Here is a 14,324-nt window from a genome sequence, read left to right as displayed (position 1 = left end):
TCTTGTAGGGCAAGGAGCCGTCACCTCGTTTTTAATTATGAAACCTATATCTTCAGTATTTAAGGCGGAACAATTTCCATGTTTAAATCAAATGAAATTGAAGAATCACTTGGTGATGGTCAATATGAAACCAAATATGGCATTCATATCTGGAGCCGTTATGACTATGAAGATGAATTAAATGAAATGTTAGCGTTTTGCCGTTTACTCTCTAAGCTTGATTTAACAGCTTACATAACAAAAATATTTTACGACTCAAAATCAAGTGTATGTTTTATTGATACATTCCTAGATGATAGTTATGACAAAATAGACAAGAATCAAGAAACCATTGTTATTGAAGAAGCAATTAAGACTTTTGCTTTAGCTACAATCACCCAATTTCAACTTTTTGGTCGAATAGGCCATCAAAATTTATACTTACACAAGTTAATAACTGAATCTAATTTTTAAATACAACCAGCCTCACTAAACCAATCATCATAGCGATCCGCATTCACTTCCAATTCTTCACGAGTTGGAAGTCCTATAAACTCAATAGGACTCGATAAGTGCAGACTGGCAAACCATCCAAGGATCATTGCCACCGCACCATCACCATGACGGTATAAATCAGGGTCTTTTAAATCCTTTTTCCGTGCCTTGGATACCATGTGAATGCCGTCTACCTCTTCAATAGCCGAGCAGTCATTCTTAAGGTTGTCATCTCTTGGCAGATCAATCATATCCTCTTCAAATGCTGTCACTAGCTTTGGAGTCCACAGTCCGTACCAGTTCCGATTCAATTTAATTTGATGAACCATGTGCTCACCAAACTTCTCAGCTGTATCTTCAGCCAGCGTTTCACCCGTACCCGTTGCATCCATTGCAATCCCACCAAAACGTGGTAATCGCTCTAACATATACCAGAGGATTTTTTTCTGCATACGAGCAGGCACGTTATGCATCTCAATGGCAAAGGGTGCGATCCGACGCAGATCTGGAGCAATATAGAAAGGTAAAATAAAACTAAAGTCTCGATGTCGTGCATAGTCTTGACCAGCACAATGCTGGCGGCGCTTATCTAGTTTTTGCAGTTCAGGCTCTAAGTTCTGTTGAATCCATTCATCAATGTATGCATCACGCTCATCAGGGGTTTTTTCAGTAAAGTCATCACCAAGCGTTAATCGTAAGACAGTACGTACTTCAGGCATGGCTCGTTCAACCCAAATACTAGGCAGACACACAGACGATCCATCGCGTGGAATGGCATCAAGTTCCTCACGCATCGCAGCCTTGCGACTCCCGTATGCACGACGAATTTTTTTGTACCATTTCTCTTTACCTTCAGCAGTTGCTTTTTTTCCCTGCATAAAGCAAACACGCTCATAGAGACCATTGGCAACAGCATCATCAAAAGTGACTACAATGGATTGAGCATCCTCACCATAGACACCATTCTCAATATCATTCACTAATTGGTTGAACGCATTATTTTTACCATTGTGCGAACTAATGATGGCAATACGACCACCCCAGATCAGTAATGCTGTGGCGGCTTCAATCACACCCTGCACGTTAGGATGGAATGCAGCCTCATCAATGACCACTTTACCTTGCAGACCACGAATATTTTCAGGGCGACTGGATAAAGCCACAATCTGAAAACCGCTTGAATATCGAATACGGAAAGCCGTGATCTGACGTGTATCACCTTTGTCATTCTGATCTTCAAAAAGAAATTCTTCAATTTGTGAAAAACCTTGACCTTGGGCTTCAGCAATTACACGTGAGAACTTGGCACAGTAACCAATGAACTCAAGACCTTTTTCTTTTGTGTCACCGATGTAGTAAACACTCATGCCACCAGCTTCTTTGCTGGCAGCAGCAAGTAATACATCATCAAAACTCTCGGCAAATGTGATGCCTGTACGTCGACCTTTCGGGCAGACTTTAATATCTGACTTAATTCGCAGCCATTCAACTTGGTGCTTCATCAAAACACCAGCATCGAATGGATTTAGATTATTCGGGATATTGCGTGCACTTTCTGGAAGTTCATCCCAATCAACCACTCGTACAGTATCTTGCCGAGGCTTTAATGCTGTCATTATTTAATACCTAATACTTTTTCACGCCAGAATTGAATTTGCTCGGCACCCAAACCTTGTGAAACCGCCGCTTTTTGTAGGTTTTCATCTTGTTCACGTAAAAGTTCTTCACGGGCTTGACGCCGAATCTCATCACGGTTTTCCATTGCTTTTGACTTAGTCATAATGGCTGCACGGGCAGCACGTGCCAAAGCACCAACATCATCAATGCCCATCTGTGGTTTAAGTGGATCATCACCTGTGTTGGTCAACTCATCCATTGCACGTTTAGTGACTACAGCTTGGACGGCCTGAGCCAATAACATGCCGCCTTTGTCGTCAGGGTCTTCGCCAAACTCTTTGACCAAGACTTCAGACATTGCAGCGATCTGCCTAAACTCTTTAGCTTCGGCAATATAGTTCTGCTTTTCACGGCCTAATGCTGATCGACTTGGAATACAGTCAGATGGAAACTCAGCACGAATTTCATCAAGCATTTCATTCAGTGTTAGCTTGTCTTCCTCAAGCATCTTGTAAATGAATTGGCGTTGATCATCAGTAAGATGGCGCATAAAAGATTTGCTCATGCTTCACCCAATTATGCCGATGGGCGCTTTACGCCATGAGTAACAACAAAACCTTTTGCAACATCAGCTCCACGTTCGGTGAGCTTCACAACAAGCACCGTATCCAAGTTTTCTTCAATGACCAGCAAGCCTTGTTCAGCTAACCAATGCAATTCAGTACGCAACTGATCACGGCTGAAGCTATGCCCATAACGAGTGACAAAGGCATGCAATACTGACGAGTTTGAGCGGTACGTGGGTAATTCAGATAATGAACGCAACACAACGAGGCGCATGTCTTCTTTTAAATGATCTGCAAAGCTCATAATTATTAATCCTTGTGGTGCAGCAGATAATCATTAACGCGATCTACTGCCTTGGCTAAAGGGGCTATCACGTCTTTTAACCCCGCTACTGATTCTTTAAGGGCTTTCATATCACCAGCCATATCACTAATCACTTGATGATCAGGCATGTTGCTGACACGCTCTTCTAATCGACTTAATCGCTCTTTTGTTTCTTGTAACTCTTTATCTTTTGCAGCCTGTCGATTGGAAATAAAGACATAGACCGCAAGTCCAAAGTTGAAAAGGAAGCTGATCAAAGTAATACCAATTACGATATAGCTGGGCTGCATTATTTCCCTCGGCTTTGATTAATAAAGCGACCAACAAAGCCAAGTAAAGCTAGTGCTGCTGTAACTTTGTTTTGTGATGCTTCAGGGACTAAAGCAATAACTTCTGGTGGCACGCCATATACTGAAACATAGCCAATTGCTGCAAATGCCCAAGTGGATAACCACTTCCAGAATGTATGAGAGTTTTTAACTAAAAAGCCTGTATGTGGCTTCTCTTCAAAAATCCCAGCTGTGTAATCTGGAATAATTTGAGTAGGCTGCTTTGATGCCTGTTCAAGCTCAGTTCTTAACTGCTCAATTTCAATGTCATCACGCACTTTTACTTTCAAATAAGCTTGATTTTGCTGTTCCAGTGCAGTGTCAACGGCAGCGTCGATTCTGCGTTGTGTTTTAACTGATTGCGGAGTTTTTCGGCTTGGTTTTTTCATGAAAAATCCTCCGCTGCATAACGAAGGTTATCAACCATTCGACTCATCCAGCCTTTGCCAAACGTTGGGAAAGTAGAGATTCTGGTATAGAAAGAAATACGTTCAGCATGGAATGAGAAAACGAATAGGCATTGTGGTGTCTTGCGAATCGCTGCAATACTTACAGCACCAATGATCCCATCATCTTTAACCTTAACTGTACGCTGTATGATTTTGCGTGCATTCAGCAATCCATGATTTACAGCCGCATCAAACATGTGAAACGCAATGGCAAATTCAAAGTCATCACATTTCATTGCATCCCAATATTGCTGTTTATAGATTTTTTCTACGACAGACATTGGGATATTTTTCATTGACCCCGTATAGCCATAATTTCTGGCTGTTGCTTTGGTGATACCGTAATTAGTTTCACCACCAGGATCGGATGGATGATTAATATATCCACCTTCATGTTGAAGCACTCGCTTTAGTGCTGTTTGAAAAGTCTTGTTCACAAAAAAACCTCATCAAATGATGAGGCTAGTTTGTCTAGTTGGTACTTTTTATATTAGGCGGAAAGGCTTCCGTTTATTTTATTGTTTAGATTTAATTTCGGCTAAGCAATCTACTTTAGATTGGTTATAGGACTCTAAAAACATTTTCCGAGTTTGCTCTTTATACTCTTGTGAAGTAGTAGCATTTGAATATTTTGCACTCCATAATTCACGCGCAAAGGAAGCCATTGAAGTACAAAATCTAAGATTATTGGATGGGTCAATAATCCCATAAATTCTCTCAGCTTCCTCAACTAGAGCATTGTATTTGCGACTTTGTGCAGTTACTTCAGGTAAGTTCTCCAAGTTTATTTTTGAATCGTCCGCCATAAGTTGCTCAAGACGATTAATAAATTGTTCTGTCTGATTTAGATTTACAGATTGCATGTCGGTAATGCTTTCATGACTAACTTTCGATGTATTATTTTTCTTAACATAATAAAAAGCACCTAAGATGCAAATTACAGTAATAAGTCCAACCCACTTTAACCATTCAAAATCTTTATTCACACCTATCCTCCCATATAGTTCTATAGATTAATAAAAAGTGCCGCGACTTGGTGGAATCCATTTACCCATAATCTCAACATCAGAAGCTTCATTTAGATCAAGTTGCATGGGTGGATATGCTTTATTGTCTGAAATCAAAAGCAATGAACCGTCCAATTGACGCTGGATGCGCTTAACCCAAAAATCCTCACCTGTACGAATCACATAGATAAAACCATCTTTCAGAGATTTATCAATTGTATTAATAAGCAATGGTTCTTTGTCCTGAATGGTAGGAAACATTGAGTCGCCAGTTGCATAAACAATCATTAAATCTTTTGCATGGAAGCCATGCCTAGTAAGCCAATCCTTTCTAAATGCCAAACGACTAATAGGTTTAGCATCTCCAGAACAAATTGATCCATGTCCTGCTGAAATAGCAACATCATAAACATTCACTAAATCAAACTCATGAGAGAAGTCACTATTTAGTTCCTTCTTTGCCTCTAGTAAGCGCATTCCTGTGACTATGTAAAGAATATCTGCACCAAACTCTGCAATACAAGCTAAATAACTAGCTTTAGGCTGAGTTGAATCCTTCTCATAATCAATCTGGCTTTTCTTGGTTGTACCCGCTAACTCTGCAAATGCTGGTTGTGTATATCCCAGTCGTTCGCGCTCTTCTTTAAGTCTTGCCCCGATAGTCACAAAAAACACTCCAAATATATTGACAGGTAACGTTTTAGTTACTAATGTATCCCTTATGGTTCTACTTAAATCTATTTAAGCCACACAAGGAAACAAATCATGCACCTTAAAACTCCAGAACAGGTAAAGAAAGAGTTCGTGGATAACGGCATTCCTGTATCAACTTGGGCAGAAACACATGGCTTCACATCTCAAGAAGTTTACAAGGTTTTAAATGGGCAATCTAAAGGCAACTATGGTCGTGCTCATAAAATTGCTGTTGCACTGGGTTTAAAACCACAACCAAAAGTCACAGTTTAGTTACTTCGCACATTCTTGCACATTTTTGCACAAGGAAAAAGAGATGACACAAAAAGAAAAGAAAGAAACGGTTCTGACGCACATTTTGATCTTTGTCATTGTCTTCGGCTATTTCGGTTGGTTCATGGCAGAGCTAGACAATCAAACGCTTCAACAACAGCTCACATCACTCAAATACAACAACGAGACTAAGGAGCTAAGCCATGAGCACCGTTAAATCAGCCTCGAAAGTTCTCAAAGTTTTAAAAGCCTTACGTGGGCATAGCTTACAAGGCGTAAGTAATCAAGAGCTTGCAAGACAATTAGACGAGTCACCAGCACAGATTCACCGTCAATTACAAACCCTTGTTGCTGAAGGCTTAGCCAAGCAAGAAGAAGACGGTTCATACACATTAGGTACGGCAGTTGTTCAGATCGCCAAGGCACATGACACCGAAATAGAACGTGCAAAGGCACGTATTGCTGAAATTGAACAACGCACTAGAGTTTTTTAAGAGGTCATCATGGATTTAGAACACGCAGCAGAAGTCATTCCTTCTGATTTTGCAAAGAAAGTTGGTGGCTTAGCCACATCTCTTGGCTATGAAGGTGCTTTAACAGTTGGCGCACTTGAAGATGAAATTCGTTTTTACCAACAACGTTCAGTTGAAGCAGTGCTGGAGCTTGGTAAACGGCTTTTGATTCTAAAAGAAATCACTCCACATGGAGAGTTTACCAAACGCATTGAAATGCTTGGTATTAGCAAACGCACAGCACAGCGTTTTATGTCTGTTGTCCTAAAATTTTCAAAAACGACATCGATGTCGCTTTTAGAAAAATCAGGCAACGGATCAAAATTGCTTGAGTTGATGGTTCTAGATGATGATGACATTGATGTCATTGAACAAGGTGGAAGCATTGGTGAAGTTTCTCTAGACAGCATCGAAACCATGTCAGTACGTGAGTTAAAAAAAGCTTTACGTGAGGCAAAGGCAGATGCTGAGAACAAAGCTCAATCTCTTCAAACCAAAGATCAAATCATTCAGAAGAAAGATCAAAAAATAAATGAGCTTGATGAGAAAGTCACCAAAGCTTATAGCCCACCTGAAATACAAAAACGTGAAGCGACTGAAGCTGAGCAGCTACGCCAACAGGCATTGCAACTCATGCAAAAAGCAGTGCTTACGTTTTTAGATGCAGCAAACCAATTCAATGCAGACATGAACGCAGCTGTTGATTCATGCATGGATTCATTTGTAGTCGAGCAATACGAAGCAAATATCCGTATGACTTACCAAAGTATGGCTCAACGTTGCAATGAAGCTGGACTACCTATCGACTTTGCACAAATGGTCACACCAGATTGGCTGTCTGAAGTCTTATTGGAAAATGAAACTCTAAACACTGAGCTTCAAGGAAGTGAGGCTTAAATCATGGCTGCCAAAATAGATACTGTTGAATTGGCGCAAGCCGAATATTTAAAGGAAGTTAAGCAAAAACTGGAGACTTCAGGTTTTGGCAGCAAGGATGAAATTGTTTCTGAAGCAGCGGCATTTTTGTCGATTGGCCGTAATGAGCTTTATCGCCGACTTAAGGCAATTGGTTACACCACTGGTCGCAAAACCCGAAGCGATAAAGGTAAAAGTGTAGTCGACGCAGATACAGCAAAGCTTATTGGTGGTTTGGTTTATGAAGCAACCCGTGCAAATGGTAAGCGTACAACCAGCATCAAAGGAGCTTTAAAAATTGCACAGGCAAATGGTGTTGCACCCGATGTGAGTGCGGCAACCATTGGCAGACGCATGAAACAAGAGTTCTGTCATCCGACTATGCTTGAAGCGCCTACACCACATCAAAACCAACGTAGCTTGCACCCAAACCATGTATGGCAGTTGGACGCATCAACCTGCATTTTGTTCTATCTTCCAAAAGAAGGTGGTGTGCGTGATATGCACCCTAGCGAGTTCAATAAAAACAAGCCAGAAAACCTAAAACGCATTGAGAAAGACATGGTGACTCGCTATGTGATCACGGATCACTACAGCGGTAATGTCTACCTTGAATATGTTCGTGGAAGTGAGTCGGCTCAAAACCTGATCAACATTATGTTGAATGCTATGCAGCGTCGAGACAATAGGAATCCTATGCATGGCGTACCAATGATCATCTACACCGACAAAGGTAGTGCGATGACCAGTGGCTTATTTACGAATTTACTTGATCGTTTGGACATCCAAATTATTGACCACGCTAAAGGCAATGCACGCGCCAAAGGTCAAGTTGAGAAGCACCAAGACATTATCGAATGCGAGTTTGAAGGCCGTATTAAGTATATGAAAGACAAGATCACAACCTTGTCTCAACTCAATGCCTTCGCCTCAAAATGGACTGCTCATTTTAATGAGACCAGTGTTCATTCTCGCACGGGTAAAACACGCAATGCAGTATGGCAAACAATTAAGCCTGAAAAATTACGAATCGCTCCGCCAATTGAGCTATGTAAAGAGCTAGTCACTACCAAACCAGAGTCTAAAACTGTTACAGGCAATTTACGTGTTAAGCACACAATTAACGGTTATGGCTCATATGAATATGACGTAAGTCATGTATGGGGCGTGCATGTCAAAGCAAAATTTGATGTGGTGGTGAATCCATTCCGTGCGCCTTGCATTGACCTGTTAGGTACAGATGAACATGGCAATCCAATGGTCTACACCATTGAACCTGATCAAATGGATTTAATTGGTGGCTGGAATGAATCTGCGACAGTCATTGGTGAAACACCACGTGCCAAAGCTGACAGCCAACTAGACAAAGTACGGAAAGAAATTCGCCAAAAAGCATACAACGTCAACACAGATGAAGAAGTTGAAAAAGCCATCAAACAACGCAAAGGCGCTTTTTCTCACATCATCGATCCGATGGCAGATGTAAATCAAACCGTAGTACCAGATTACTTGCCACGAGCTGGTGAGCAAATGACTACGCCTGATCAACGTCGTCAAGTTGCACCAGTCAATTTAATCCAAGCAGCAAAACAAATTCGAGGCGTTGTCGGTGATCTATGGACACACGACCACTATAAGGCACTTCAAAAATCCTTCCCTACAGGTGAAGTGCCGCAGGAAGTCATTCCAGAAATCATTGCAGGCATCCAAAACGAATCCACGAAACCTAAATTACGTGTGGTTGGAGAGTAATCATGAGCGAATTAAAACAACTGCTTAAACAACACAACGTTGCCCAAAGCTCACTCTGTAAACCACTAGGAGTCAGCACAGCTACGGTCAATATTTTTGTCAATCACGGTCAACGACCAAAAAAGAACCCTGACCAATTCCAGTCAAAGTTCATTGAGCTTTTAGAAGCTAAAGGAATTGCATCAGATCAAATTTCACAAGCATTAACTACTGCACAGACTCACACCAATAACGACCAAGCCTTGGACAGTGAGTGTGCAGCAGACCCATCAGAGGACGAGCAACTTATGCTACTACGTAAACAGACTCTAACACCAGCAGCTAAGAAACACTTCAAGCTGTTTAAGAATCCATTCACTGAAAACATCCGTAGTTCAGATGAATTATTCATCAATGCCGACATTAATTATGTTAGCGAATCAATGTGGCAAGTCATTAAAGGAAACTCTTCCTTTATCGCAGTTGTCGGTCAGTCAGGATCAGGCAAGTCAACTTTACGTCGTGGGCAAATTGACCGCATTGAACGTGAGCGTGAGCCAGTCATTGTAATTGAGCCTTATGTGCTTGCGACTGAAGACAATGACATTAAAGGTAAAACCCTAAAATCACTTCATATTGCTGAAGCAATATTGGCAGCTTTAGCACCAAGTACAAATGCAAAACGTTCGCCTGAAGCACGCTTTCGTCAAATCCATGAGCTACTCAAAGAAAGCATGCGTGCTGGGCACCGTCATGTCTTGATCATCGAAGAAGCGCAAAGCCTACCAATCCCAACACTAAAGCATCTTAAGCGATTCCTTGAACTTGAAAATGGCTTCACACCTTTAATCAATATCATTTTGATTGGTCAAGATGAACTCAAAATCAAGCTTGCTGAGAACAATCCAGAAGTCCGAGAAGTTGTACAGCGTTGTGAAATTGTCACGCTTGAGCCGTTCACACAAACCAGCCTAGTTGATTACCTCAAACACCGCTGCAAGTCAGTAGATCGCAAGCTTGAGGACTTTATTGATGAATCTGGACTGGATGCTATCTGCACCAAACTTACTCGCAATGTTGGGCGTAAAAATCAAAATGAAAGCCTTTTATATCCTTTGGCAGTTGGCAACCTGATCACAGGTGCAATGAATGTGGCGGCTGAGTTAGGTGCACCAGTGATCACTGGTGATCTAGTGATGGAGGTTTAATCAAATCATGAAATTTAATTTAAGAAATTTACTGGTTTTGAACCTTTTGATTTGGATTGGATTAATCACTGTAACTGTTGCAGTGATTGGAGGTTGTAATGGCTGATTTTGCAGATGTCGCAGCAGATATTGCTCAAACCGATCTTGACCACGCTTTACACAATGCAAAGCGTGTGGAATTTACAAGCTACTTCGATTGCGAGGAATGCGGTACTGAAATTCCCGAACAACGACGCAGACTAGGCAGCGTGACTTTATGTATTGGTTGCCAGACTGCACTCGAATTAAAACAAAAACATTTCCGAGGATAAGCCCATGAGAAAAAGCTCTGACAATACCGAAAAACGTGGTGAGTTCAAAAAGAACTTGAACCATTTAATTGATGGCAAACATGCGGTTATTCCAAATGCTTTGTCGTGGGATCAACTTCAAGCCCTTTCAGACGATCCTGAGTTTTTTGAGCTGTGGCAAGCAGCTTGCTCAGGTGACTCTGGTGAGGATTGCGCATGTTTAGCAATCCAAGCCATTCACAAAGCTTTAATCAAAAATTTCCAAGGGGCTGCTGCATGAAAACTAGATGCCCAGCTTGCGGAGCAACTTGCAGTCTTGATGCATTGCTTGGTCATAGTGATGCAAGTAAAGCATTTGTTTCAGCACTCAGCGTAACTGGTGATTTACAGCACCCATTGATCAAGTACTTGGCAATGTTCCGCTCTGAAAGCCGCGACCTGACTTTTGAGCGTACAGCAAAACTGATCAGTGAAATTGCGCCTGACATTACTGCAAAGGAAATCAAACGAGGTCATCACACTTATCCAGCGCCTCGCGCTGCATGGGTGTGGGCAATCGCCACAATGTTAGAACGTCGAGATCAAGGCAAGCTGCAACTACCACTCAAAAATCATGGCTATCTATATGAAGTCATTACTTCATTTAAACCTGAATATGTACCAGCTCAAGATGCTACTCCACGCCATGGATTATCACGCACAAAAACCGAATCTGAGCGTGCAGCGGATCAAGCTGAGCATGAGCGCCAGAAGCATGAGCGTCCAGCTTTCTCTCTTTCGGAACTGATCAATAAAACCAATGCCGAACGCAAAGAGATCGAACAAAGCTCACTGAAAAACATTCCACAAGAGCAACTATTTGCGTATGTCGCTCAAAACAAACGTGATGGCGAAACCCACAAGCAATGCTTTGACCGCTTAAAAGCTGCGGAATTAGCACAAGAACCAACAACTCAAGGAGCAACACAATGACAACTCACACCAAACCAGAAGGCTTTTGGGAAAACTCACAAGGCGCATTTGTTCCTGAAGCAAACGTCAAAGAAATTGACAAATTGCGCGATCAAACCGTTCGCAAGCTTTTTGAAAAAGTTAATGAACTACATGAACTCTTGAAAGATTTCAAAATCCAAAGCTTTGAAGATGTAGCCAATTTTTGCGCCATTTCAGCTGACCAATACGGTGTAACTGTTGGTGGAAATAAAGGCAATGTCACTCTCATGAGCTATGACGGACGTTTAAAAGTCCAGCGCAATATCGCACAGACCATCAACTTTGATGAGCGTCTTCAGGCTGCTAAAGAACTGATTGATCAGTGTCTTGAGGAATGGACTGAAGGCAGCCGCGATGAAATTAAAGTCATTATCAGTGCCGCATTTAATGTGGATAAAAAAGGAGAAATCAGCACAGCCAAAGTACTCGGTTTAAAACGCCATGAAATCAATCACCCCAAGTGGAAGCAAGCAATGCAAGCCATTTCGGACAGCATCAACATTATCGGCAGCAAAGCTTACTTACGCTTTTACAACCGTGATGACGCAACTGGTGGGTACTTACCACTATCACTCGACATCGCATCCATTTAAAGGCTTAGCAATGAAAGAACTTTCTATTGCAATTGTTACCTGTGGATTTATCGCAGGAAGTTTACACACAACAGGCTGGCCAGAATTTTTATATGTGCTTTTTGCAATTCTGACAGCTAGTTCAACTCACTTAAAAGGTTAATACACCATGAATAAATCAGAACTTATCAACCACATCGCAGCTTCAGCTGGCATTTCAAAAACTCAAGCAACAGCTGCTCTTCAGGCAGTTGAAACAGGTGTCATTGATACCTTGGCAAATGGTGGTCAAGTCGTCCTTACAGGCTTCGGAACTTTCAAAGTTACTGATCGTGCTGCGCGTACTGGCCGCAATCCAGCGACTGGTGAAGAAATTCAAATTGCGGCTTCAAAAGCACCAACTTTCAAAGCAGGCAAAGCACTTAAAGAGGCTGTGAACTAAATGAAATTTAAAGTGGAAATCACATATCGAAGTGGCGTTGATTTAGTCGTTGAAGCGAAAGATGAAGCGGAAGCGCTTGAGCTGGCTCACGCTTTAATTGACTCCGATCCTCAATACGACAAAGCACATCCTGATCGCAAATACTTTATTGATGCTGATTTTAAAGCAACCCCAGTAATCATTTAAAGCGAAACACAGGCATCCGTGCCTGTGTCTGCCAGTCGTCGTGATCCAGTACTGACGAGCAGCGAGGAAACCATGTTGACACACGAAGAACTTGAAAATTTACCTGAAGAAATAAAGTTTAGCCTTGGAGAGATTGTATGAAAAAAACAGAAGTTATCGAAAAAATTAAAAAGTGCTTGGCATTGAGTAAATCAGCCAATCAACATGAAGCCGCTACTGCTTTACGCCAAGCTCAAGCTTTAATGGAAAAATATAATATTGATGCAGATGATGCCGAACTACTAGGCATTAAAGAAGCTTTTATATCAGGTAGTGGTTCTAAAACTCCAACAGTTTTTGAGGCCGTACTTGCAAACTCAATAGCGAAAATTATGGATTGCAAAGTCTTGCTAAACCATGACATTCAGATCACCGCACAATTGGGATTTAAGAAAGTACATCGTTGGCTTTTCATTGGATTTGATCCAGCTCCAGAAATTGCATCTTATGCATTTGATGTATTGTATCGCCAATTAAAAAAGTCACGCCTAAATTATATTTCAACTCAATTAAACCGAGTCAAAGTCAAAACCAATAAGATCAAACGCGCTGATTTATTTTGTGAAGGTTGGGTGTTGGAGGCAACAAAACAGGTATCTGCGTTGAAACCCAATGAAAATAAATTAAATCAAATTGATGAATACATTCAAAGCAAACGCAAGATTAAAGATGGTGAGGCAAAGGATCGAAATAAAAAGACTAATACCAATGCTGACCGTTACCAAAAAGATTTATACGCTGGCTGTCAAGCTGGAAAGGATGCCCAACTCAATCAAGCCATGAATGGTGGACAAGAATTTGAAAAGTTGGGAGCAAGTTCATGACAGAAATTATGAATTGCCTGAGCGTCTTAGCTTTGTTTGCTGTTTTTGGAATCGGCTTGGTGACTTGCTGTACTGAAGCAAAAAAAGCATGGTCTGCACGAAAAATTTCTGGTCAGACAGTCTTTGAACGCAAAGCTTATAGTCTTAAAGCTGGATCATCATTGTGTCTTGCAGCACTGGCTTTGATTGGACTTGCTGATGCAGCTAAAGGAGTGTTCTGGTAATGAGTAAATTAATCCATAAAACCACAACAGTCGCTTTAGAAGAAATTCAAGAAGCACTAGCAGAGTTGCGTAATTGTCAGGATGAAATCCGTAAGGGTCTAACCTGTAAAACCTATGTAGATATTGCAAACCAGAAATTATCTACAGCAATTCGACACATGCTAAGTGCTCAGGACTGGATTGATGCCTTAAATAAGGAGAATAACCAATGAAATTCAATAAAAAACTGAATTTGATCAAACTCATTCACGTAGCAAAAACAAAGCTCGGTTTAGACGATGATGTATATCGTGACATTCTAAAAAGTACGACAGGTAAAGATAGTTCTAAACTTTTAACTCCAGCGCAGCTTGAAGCTGTGCTGGATCGTTTAAAACAACTTGGCTTTTCTGTTGAGCCTAAGAATAAAGACGATATTAAAAACTTGGCAAGCGACTCACAAAGTAAATTAATCCGCCATTTATGGCTTCAACTGCATGAAGCTGGTCACGTTAAAAATGGCAGTGAAAAGGCACTGGCACAATTTGTTGAAAACCGTGTTGAAGTGAGTGCATTACAGTTTTTAAGTAGTAAACATGCAGACATGATCATTAATCATTTACGCCAGTGGTGCAAACGTTGCGGCATTGAGCGTGTTACTTTGGAAGTATAGGAG

Annotated in this window: 26 protein-coding genes and 1 other RNA gene; 19 read left to right on the top strand and 8 right to left on the bottom strand. The window is 41.3% G+C overall.

Translation table 11 applies throughout. The features are described from left to right. The first annotated feature begins 78 nt into the window (after positions 1–78). Positions 79–453, top strand: a complete 375-nt coding sequence (locus tag WA352_RS10230) for a hypothetical protein (protein ID WP_336142437.1) — start codon at positions 79–81, stop codon at positions 451–453. On the opposite strand, the gene WA352_RS10225 is transcribed toward WA352_RS10230, so the two are convergent. From WA352_RS10225 to WA352_RS10190, 8 genes are all read right to left on the bottom strand, one after another. Next, positions 450–2,090, bottom strand: coding sequence for a hypothetical protein (locus WA352_RS10225; RefSeq protein WP_336142435.1), 1,641 nt, complete (start codon positions 2,088–2,090; stop codon positions 450–452). The two genes, WA352_RS10230 and WA352_RS10225, sit on opposite strands and share 4 nt — an antisense overlap. Further along, a complete protein-coding gene (locus WA352_RS10220) occupies positions 2,090–2,656 on the bottom strand; it encodes a phage protein Gp27 family protein (RefSeq protein WP_336142434.1) in 567 nt (188 codons plus the stop codon). Before WA352_RS10220 ends, WA352_RS10225 begins: the two co-directional genes overlap by 1 nt. 11 nt (positions 2,657–2,667) lie before the next feature. Next, the gene (locus WA352_RS10215; protein WP_336142433.1) at positions 2,668–2,961 is read right to left on the bottom strand and encodes a VpaChn25_0724 family phage protein; all 294 of its coding nucleotides are present in this window, start codon (positions 2,959–2,961) and stop codon (positions 2,668–2,670) included. Between the two features lie 5 nt (positions 2,962–2,966). Further along, positions 2,967–3,272 carry a hypothetical protein gene (locus WA352_RS10210; protein ID WP_005203955.1) on the bottom strand — a complete coding sequence of 102 codons (306 nt, stop codon included), beginning with the start codon at positions 3,270–3,272 and terminating at the stop codon, positions 2,967–2,969. Beyond that, positions 3,272–3,700, bottom strand: a complete 429-nt coding sequence (locus WA352_RS10205) for a DUF7940 domain-containing protein (protein ID WP_336142432.1) — start codon at positions 3,698–3,700, stop codon at positions 3,272–3,274. Before WA352_RS10205 ends, WA352_RS10210 begins: the two co-directional genes overlap by 1 nt. Continuing rightward, on the bottom strand, positions 3,697–4,197 hold the full coding sequence (locus tag WA352_RS10200; protein ID WP_336142431.1) for a glycoside hydrolase family 108 protein: 501 nt from the start codon (positions 4,195–4,197) through the stop codon (positions 3,697–3,699). Before WA352_RS10200 ends, WA352_RS10205 begins: the two co-directional genes overlap by 4 nt. A gap of 78 nt (positions 4,198–4,275) precedes the next feature. Beyond that, positions 4,276–4,746 (bottom strand): hypothetical protein, encoded by a 471-nt coding sequence (locus WA352_RS10195; RefSeq protein WP_336142429.1) that lies wholly within the window; start codon positions 4,744–4,746, stop codon positions 4,276–4,278. 27 nt (positions 4,747–4,773) lie between these two features. Continuing rightward, a complete protein-coding gene (locus WA352_RS10190; RefSeq protein WP_241288964.1) occupies positions 4,774–5,433 on the bottom strand; it encodes an XRE family transcriptional regulator in 660 nt (219 codons plus the stop codon). A gap of 99 nt (positions 5,434–5,532) precedes the next feature. Here WA352_RS10190 and WA352_RS10185 point away from each other — a divergent pair, with 99 nt between their 5' ends. The 18 genes from WA352_RS10185 to WA352_RS10100 all read left to right on the top strand — a co-directional run bounded on the left by WA352_RS10185 (position 5,533) and on the right by WA352_RS10100 (position 14,321). Continuing rightward, positions 5,533–5,733 (top strand): DNA-binding protein, encoded by a 201-nt coding sequence (locus tag WA352_RS10185; protein WP_241288966.1) that lies wholly within the window; start codon positions 5,533–5,535, stop codon positions 5,731–5,733. 43 nt (positions 5,734–5,776) lie between these two features. Next, positions 5,777–5,950: a hypothetical protein gene (locus tag WA352_RS10180; RefSeq protein WP_275573222.1), complete on the top strand. Its 174-nt coding sequence runs from the start codon at positions 5,777–5,779 to the stop codon at positions 5,948–5,950. After that, on the top strand, positions 5,937–6,227 hold the full coding sequence (locus WA352_RS10175; protein WP_336142423.1) for a helix-turn-helix domain-containing protein: 291 nt from the start codon (positions 5,937–5,939) through the stop codon (positions 6,225–6,227). The genes WA352_RS10180 and WA352_RS10175 overlap by 14 nt, the downstream gene beginning before the upstream one ends. Positions 6,228–6,236: 9 nt before the next feature. After that, on the top strand, positions 6,237–7,142 hold the full coding sequence (locus WA352_RS10170; protein WP_336142421.1) for a DUF3102 domain-containing protein: 906 nt from the start codon (positions 6,237–6,239) through the stop codon (positions 7,140–7,142). 3 nt (positions 7,143–7,145) lie between these two features. Continuing rightward, complete coding sequence (locus WA352_RS10165) at positions 7,146–8,912, top strand: transposase family protein (protein WP_336142419.1); 1,767 nt, start codon at positions 7,146–7,148, stop codon at positions 8,910–8,912. 2 nt (positions 8,913–8,914) lie between these two features. Further along, entirely contained in the window at positions 8,915–10,099 is a 1,185-nt protein-coding gene (locus WA352_RS10160) for an ExeA family protein (protein WP_336142418.1), read from the top strand. 98 nt (positions 10,100–10,197) lie between these two features. Continuing rightward, positions 10,198–10,410, top strand: coding sequence for a TraR/DksA C4-type zinc finger protein (locus WA352_RS10155; RefSeq protein ID WP_336142417.1), 213 nt, complete (start codon positions 10,198–10,200; stop codon positions 10,408–10,410). 4 nt (positions 10,411–10,414) lie between these two features. Beyond that, a complete protein-coding gene (locus WA352_RS10150) occupies positions 10,415–10,669 on the top strand; it encodes a hypothetical protein (RefSeq protein ID WP_336142415.1) in 255 nt (84 codons plus the stop codon). After that, on the top strand, positions 10,666–11,361 hold the full coding sequence (locus WA352_RS10145) for a hypothetical protein (protein ID WP_005203934.1): 696 nt from the start codon (positions 10,666–10,668) through the stop codon (positions 11,359–11,361). The genes WA352_RS10150 and WA352_RS10145 overlap by 4 nt, the downstream gene beginning before the upstream one ends. Then, the gene (locus tag WA352_RS10140) at positions 11,358–11,975 is read left to right on the top strand and encodes a DUF3164 family protein (protein ID WP_005203932.1); all 618 of its coding nucleotides are present in this window, start codon (positions 11,358–11,360) and stop codon (positions 11,973–11,975) included. Before WA352_RS10145 ends, WA352_RS10140 begins: the two co-directional genes overlap by 4 nt. A gap of 10 nt (positions 11,976–11,985) precedes the next feature. Beyond that, positions 11,986–12,117: a hypothetical protein gene (locus tag WA352_RS10135; RefSeq protein ID WP_005203930.1), complete on the top strand. Its 132-nt coding sequence runs from the start codon at positions 11,986–11,988 to the stop codon at positions 12,115–12,117. A 6-nt stretch (positions 12,118–12,123) separates the two neighbouring features. Continuing rightward, a complete protein-coding gene (locus WA352_RS10130; RefSeq protein ID WP_336142411.1) occupies positions 12,124–12,396 on the top strand; it encodes an HU family DNA-binding protein in 273 nt (90 codons plus the stop codon). Continuing rightward, the gene (locus WA352_RS10125; protein ID WP_336142409.1) at positions 12,397–12,582 is read left to right on the top strand and encodes a hypothetical protein; all 186 of its coding nucleotides are present in this window, start codon (positions 12,397–12,399) and stop codon (positions 12,580–12,582) included. Continuing rightward, positions 12,582–12,650: hammerhead ribozyme type II (locus tag WA352_RS10120), an RNA gene on the top strand. Before WA352_RS10125 ends, WA352_RS10120 begins: the two co-directional genes overlap by 1 nt. Before the next feature lie 69 nt (positions 12,651–12,719). Next, a complete protein-coding gene (locus WA352_RS10115; RefSeq protein WP_336142408.1) occupies positions 12,720–13,445 on the top strand; it encodes a DUF2786 domain-containing protein in 726 nt (241 codons plus the stop codon). Continuing rightward, a complete protein-coding gene (locus WA352_RS10110) occupies positions 13,442–13,669 on the top strand; it encodes a hypothetical protein (RefSeq protein ID WP_336142406.1) in 228 nt (75 codons plus the stop codon). The genes WA352_RS10115 and WA352_RS10110 overlap by 4 nt, the downstream gene beginning before the upstream one ends. Beyond that, on the top strand, positions 13,669–13,881 hold the full coding sequence (locus WA352_RS10105) for a hypothetical protein (RefSeq protein WP_336142404.1): 213 nt from the start codon (positions 13,669–13,671) through the stop codon (positions 13,879–13,881). The genes WA352_RS10110 and WA352_RS10105 overlap by 1 nt, the downstream gene beginning before the upstream one ends. After that, positions 13,878–14,321, top strand: coding sequence for a gp16 family protein (locus tag WA352_RS10100; protein WP_336142403.1), 444 nt, complete (start codon positions 13,878–13,880; stop codon positions 14,319–14,321). The genes WA352_RS10105 and WA352_RS10100 overlap by 4 nt, the downstream gene beginning before the upstream one ends. Positions 14,322–14,324: the final 3 nt, after the last annotated feature.

Origin of the sequence: Acinetobacter sp. 102 (assembly GCF_037028485.1) — a bacterium.
Taxonomy (GTDB): domain Bacteria; phylum Pseudomonadota; class Gammaproteobacteria; order Pseudomonadales; family Moraxellaceae; genus Acinetobacter; species Acinetobacter higginsii.
This window is presented reverse-complemented; position numbering and strand designations above follow the sequence as displayed.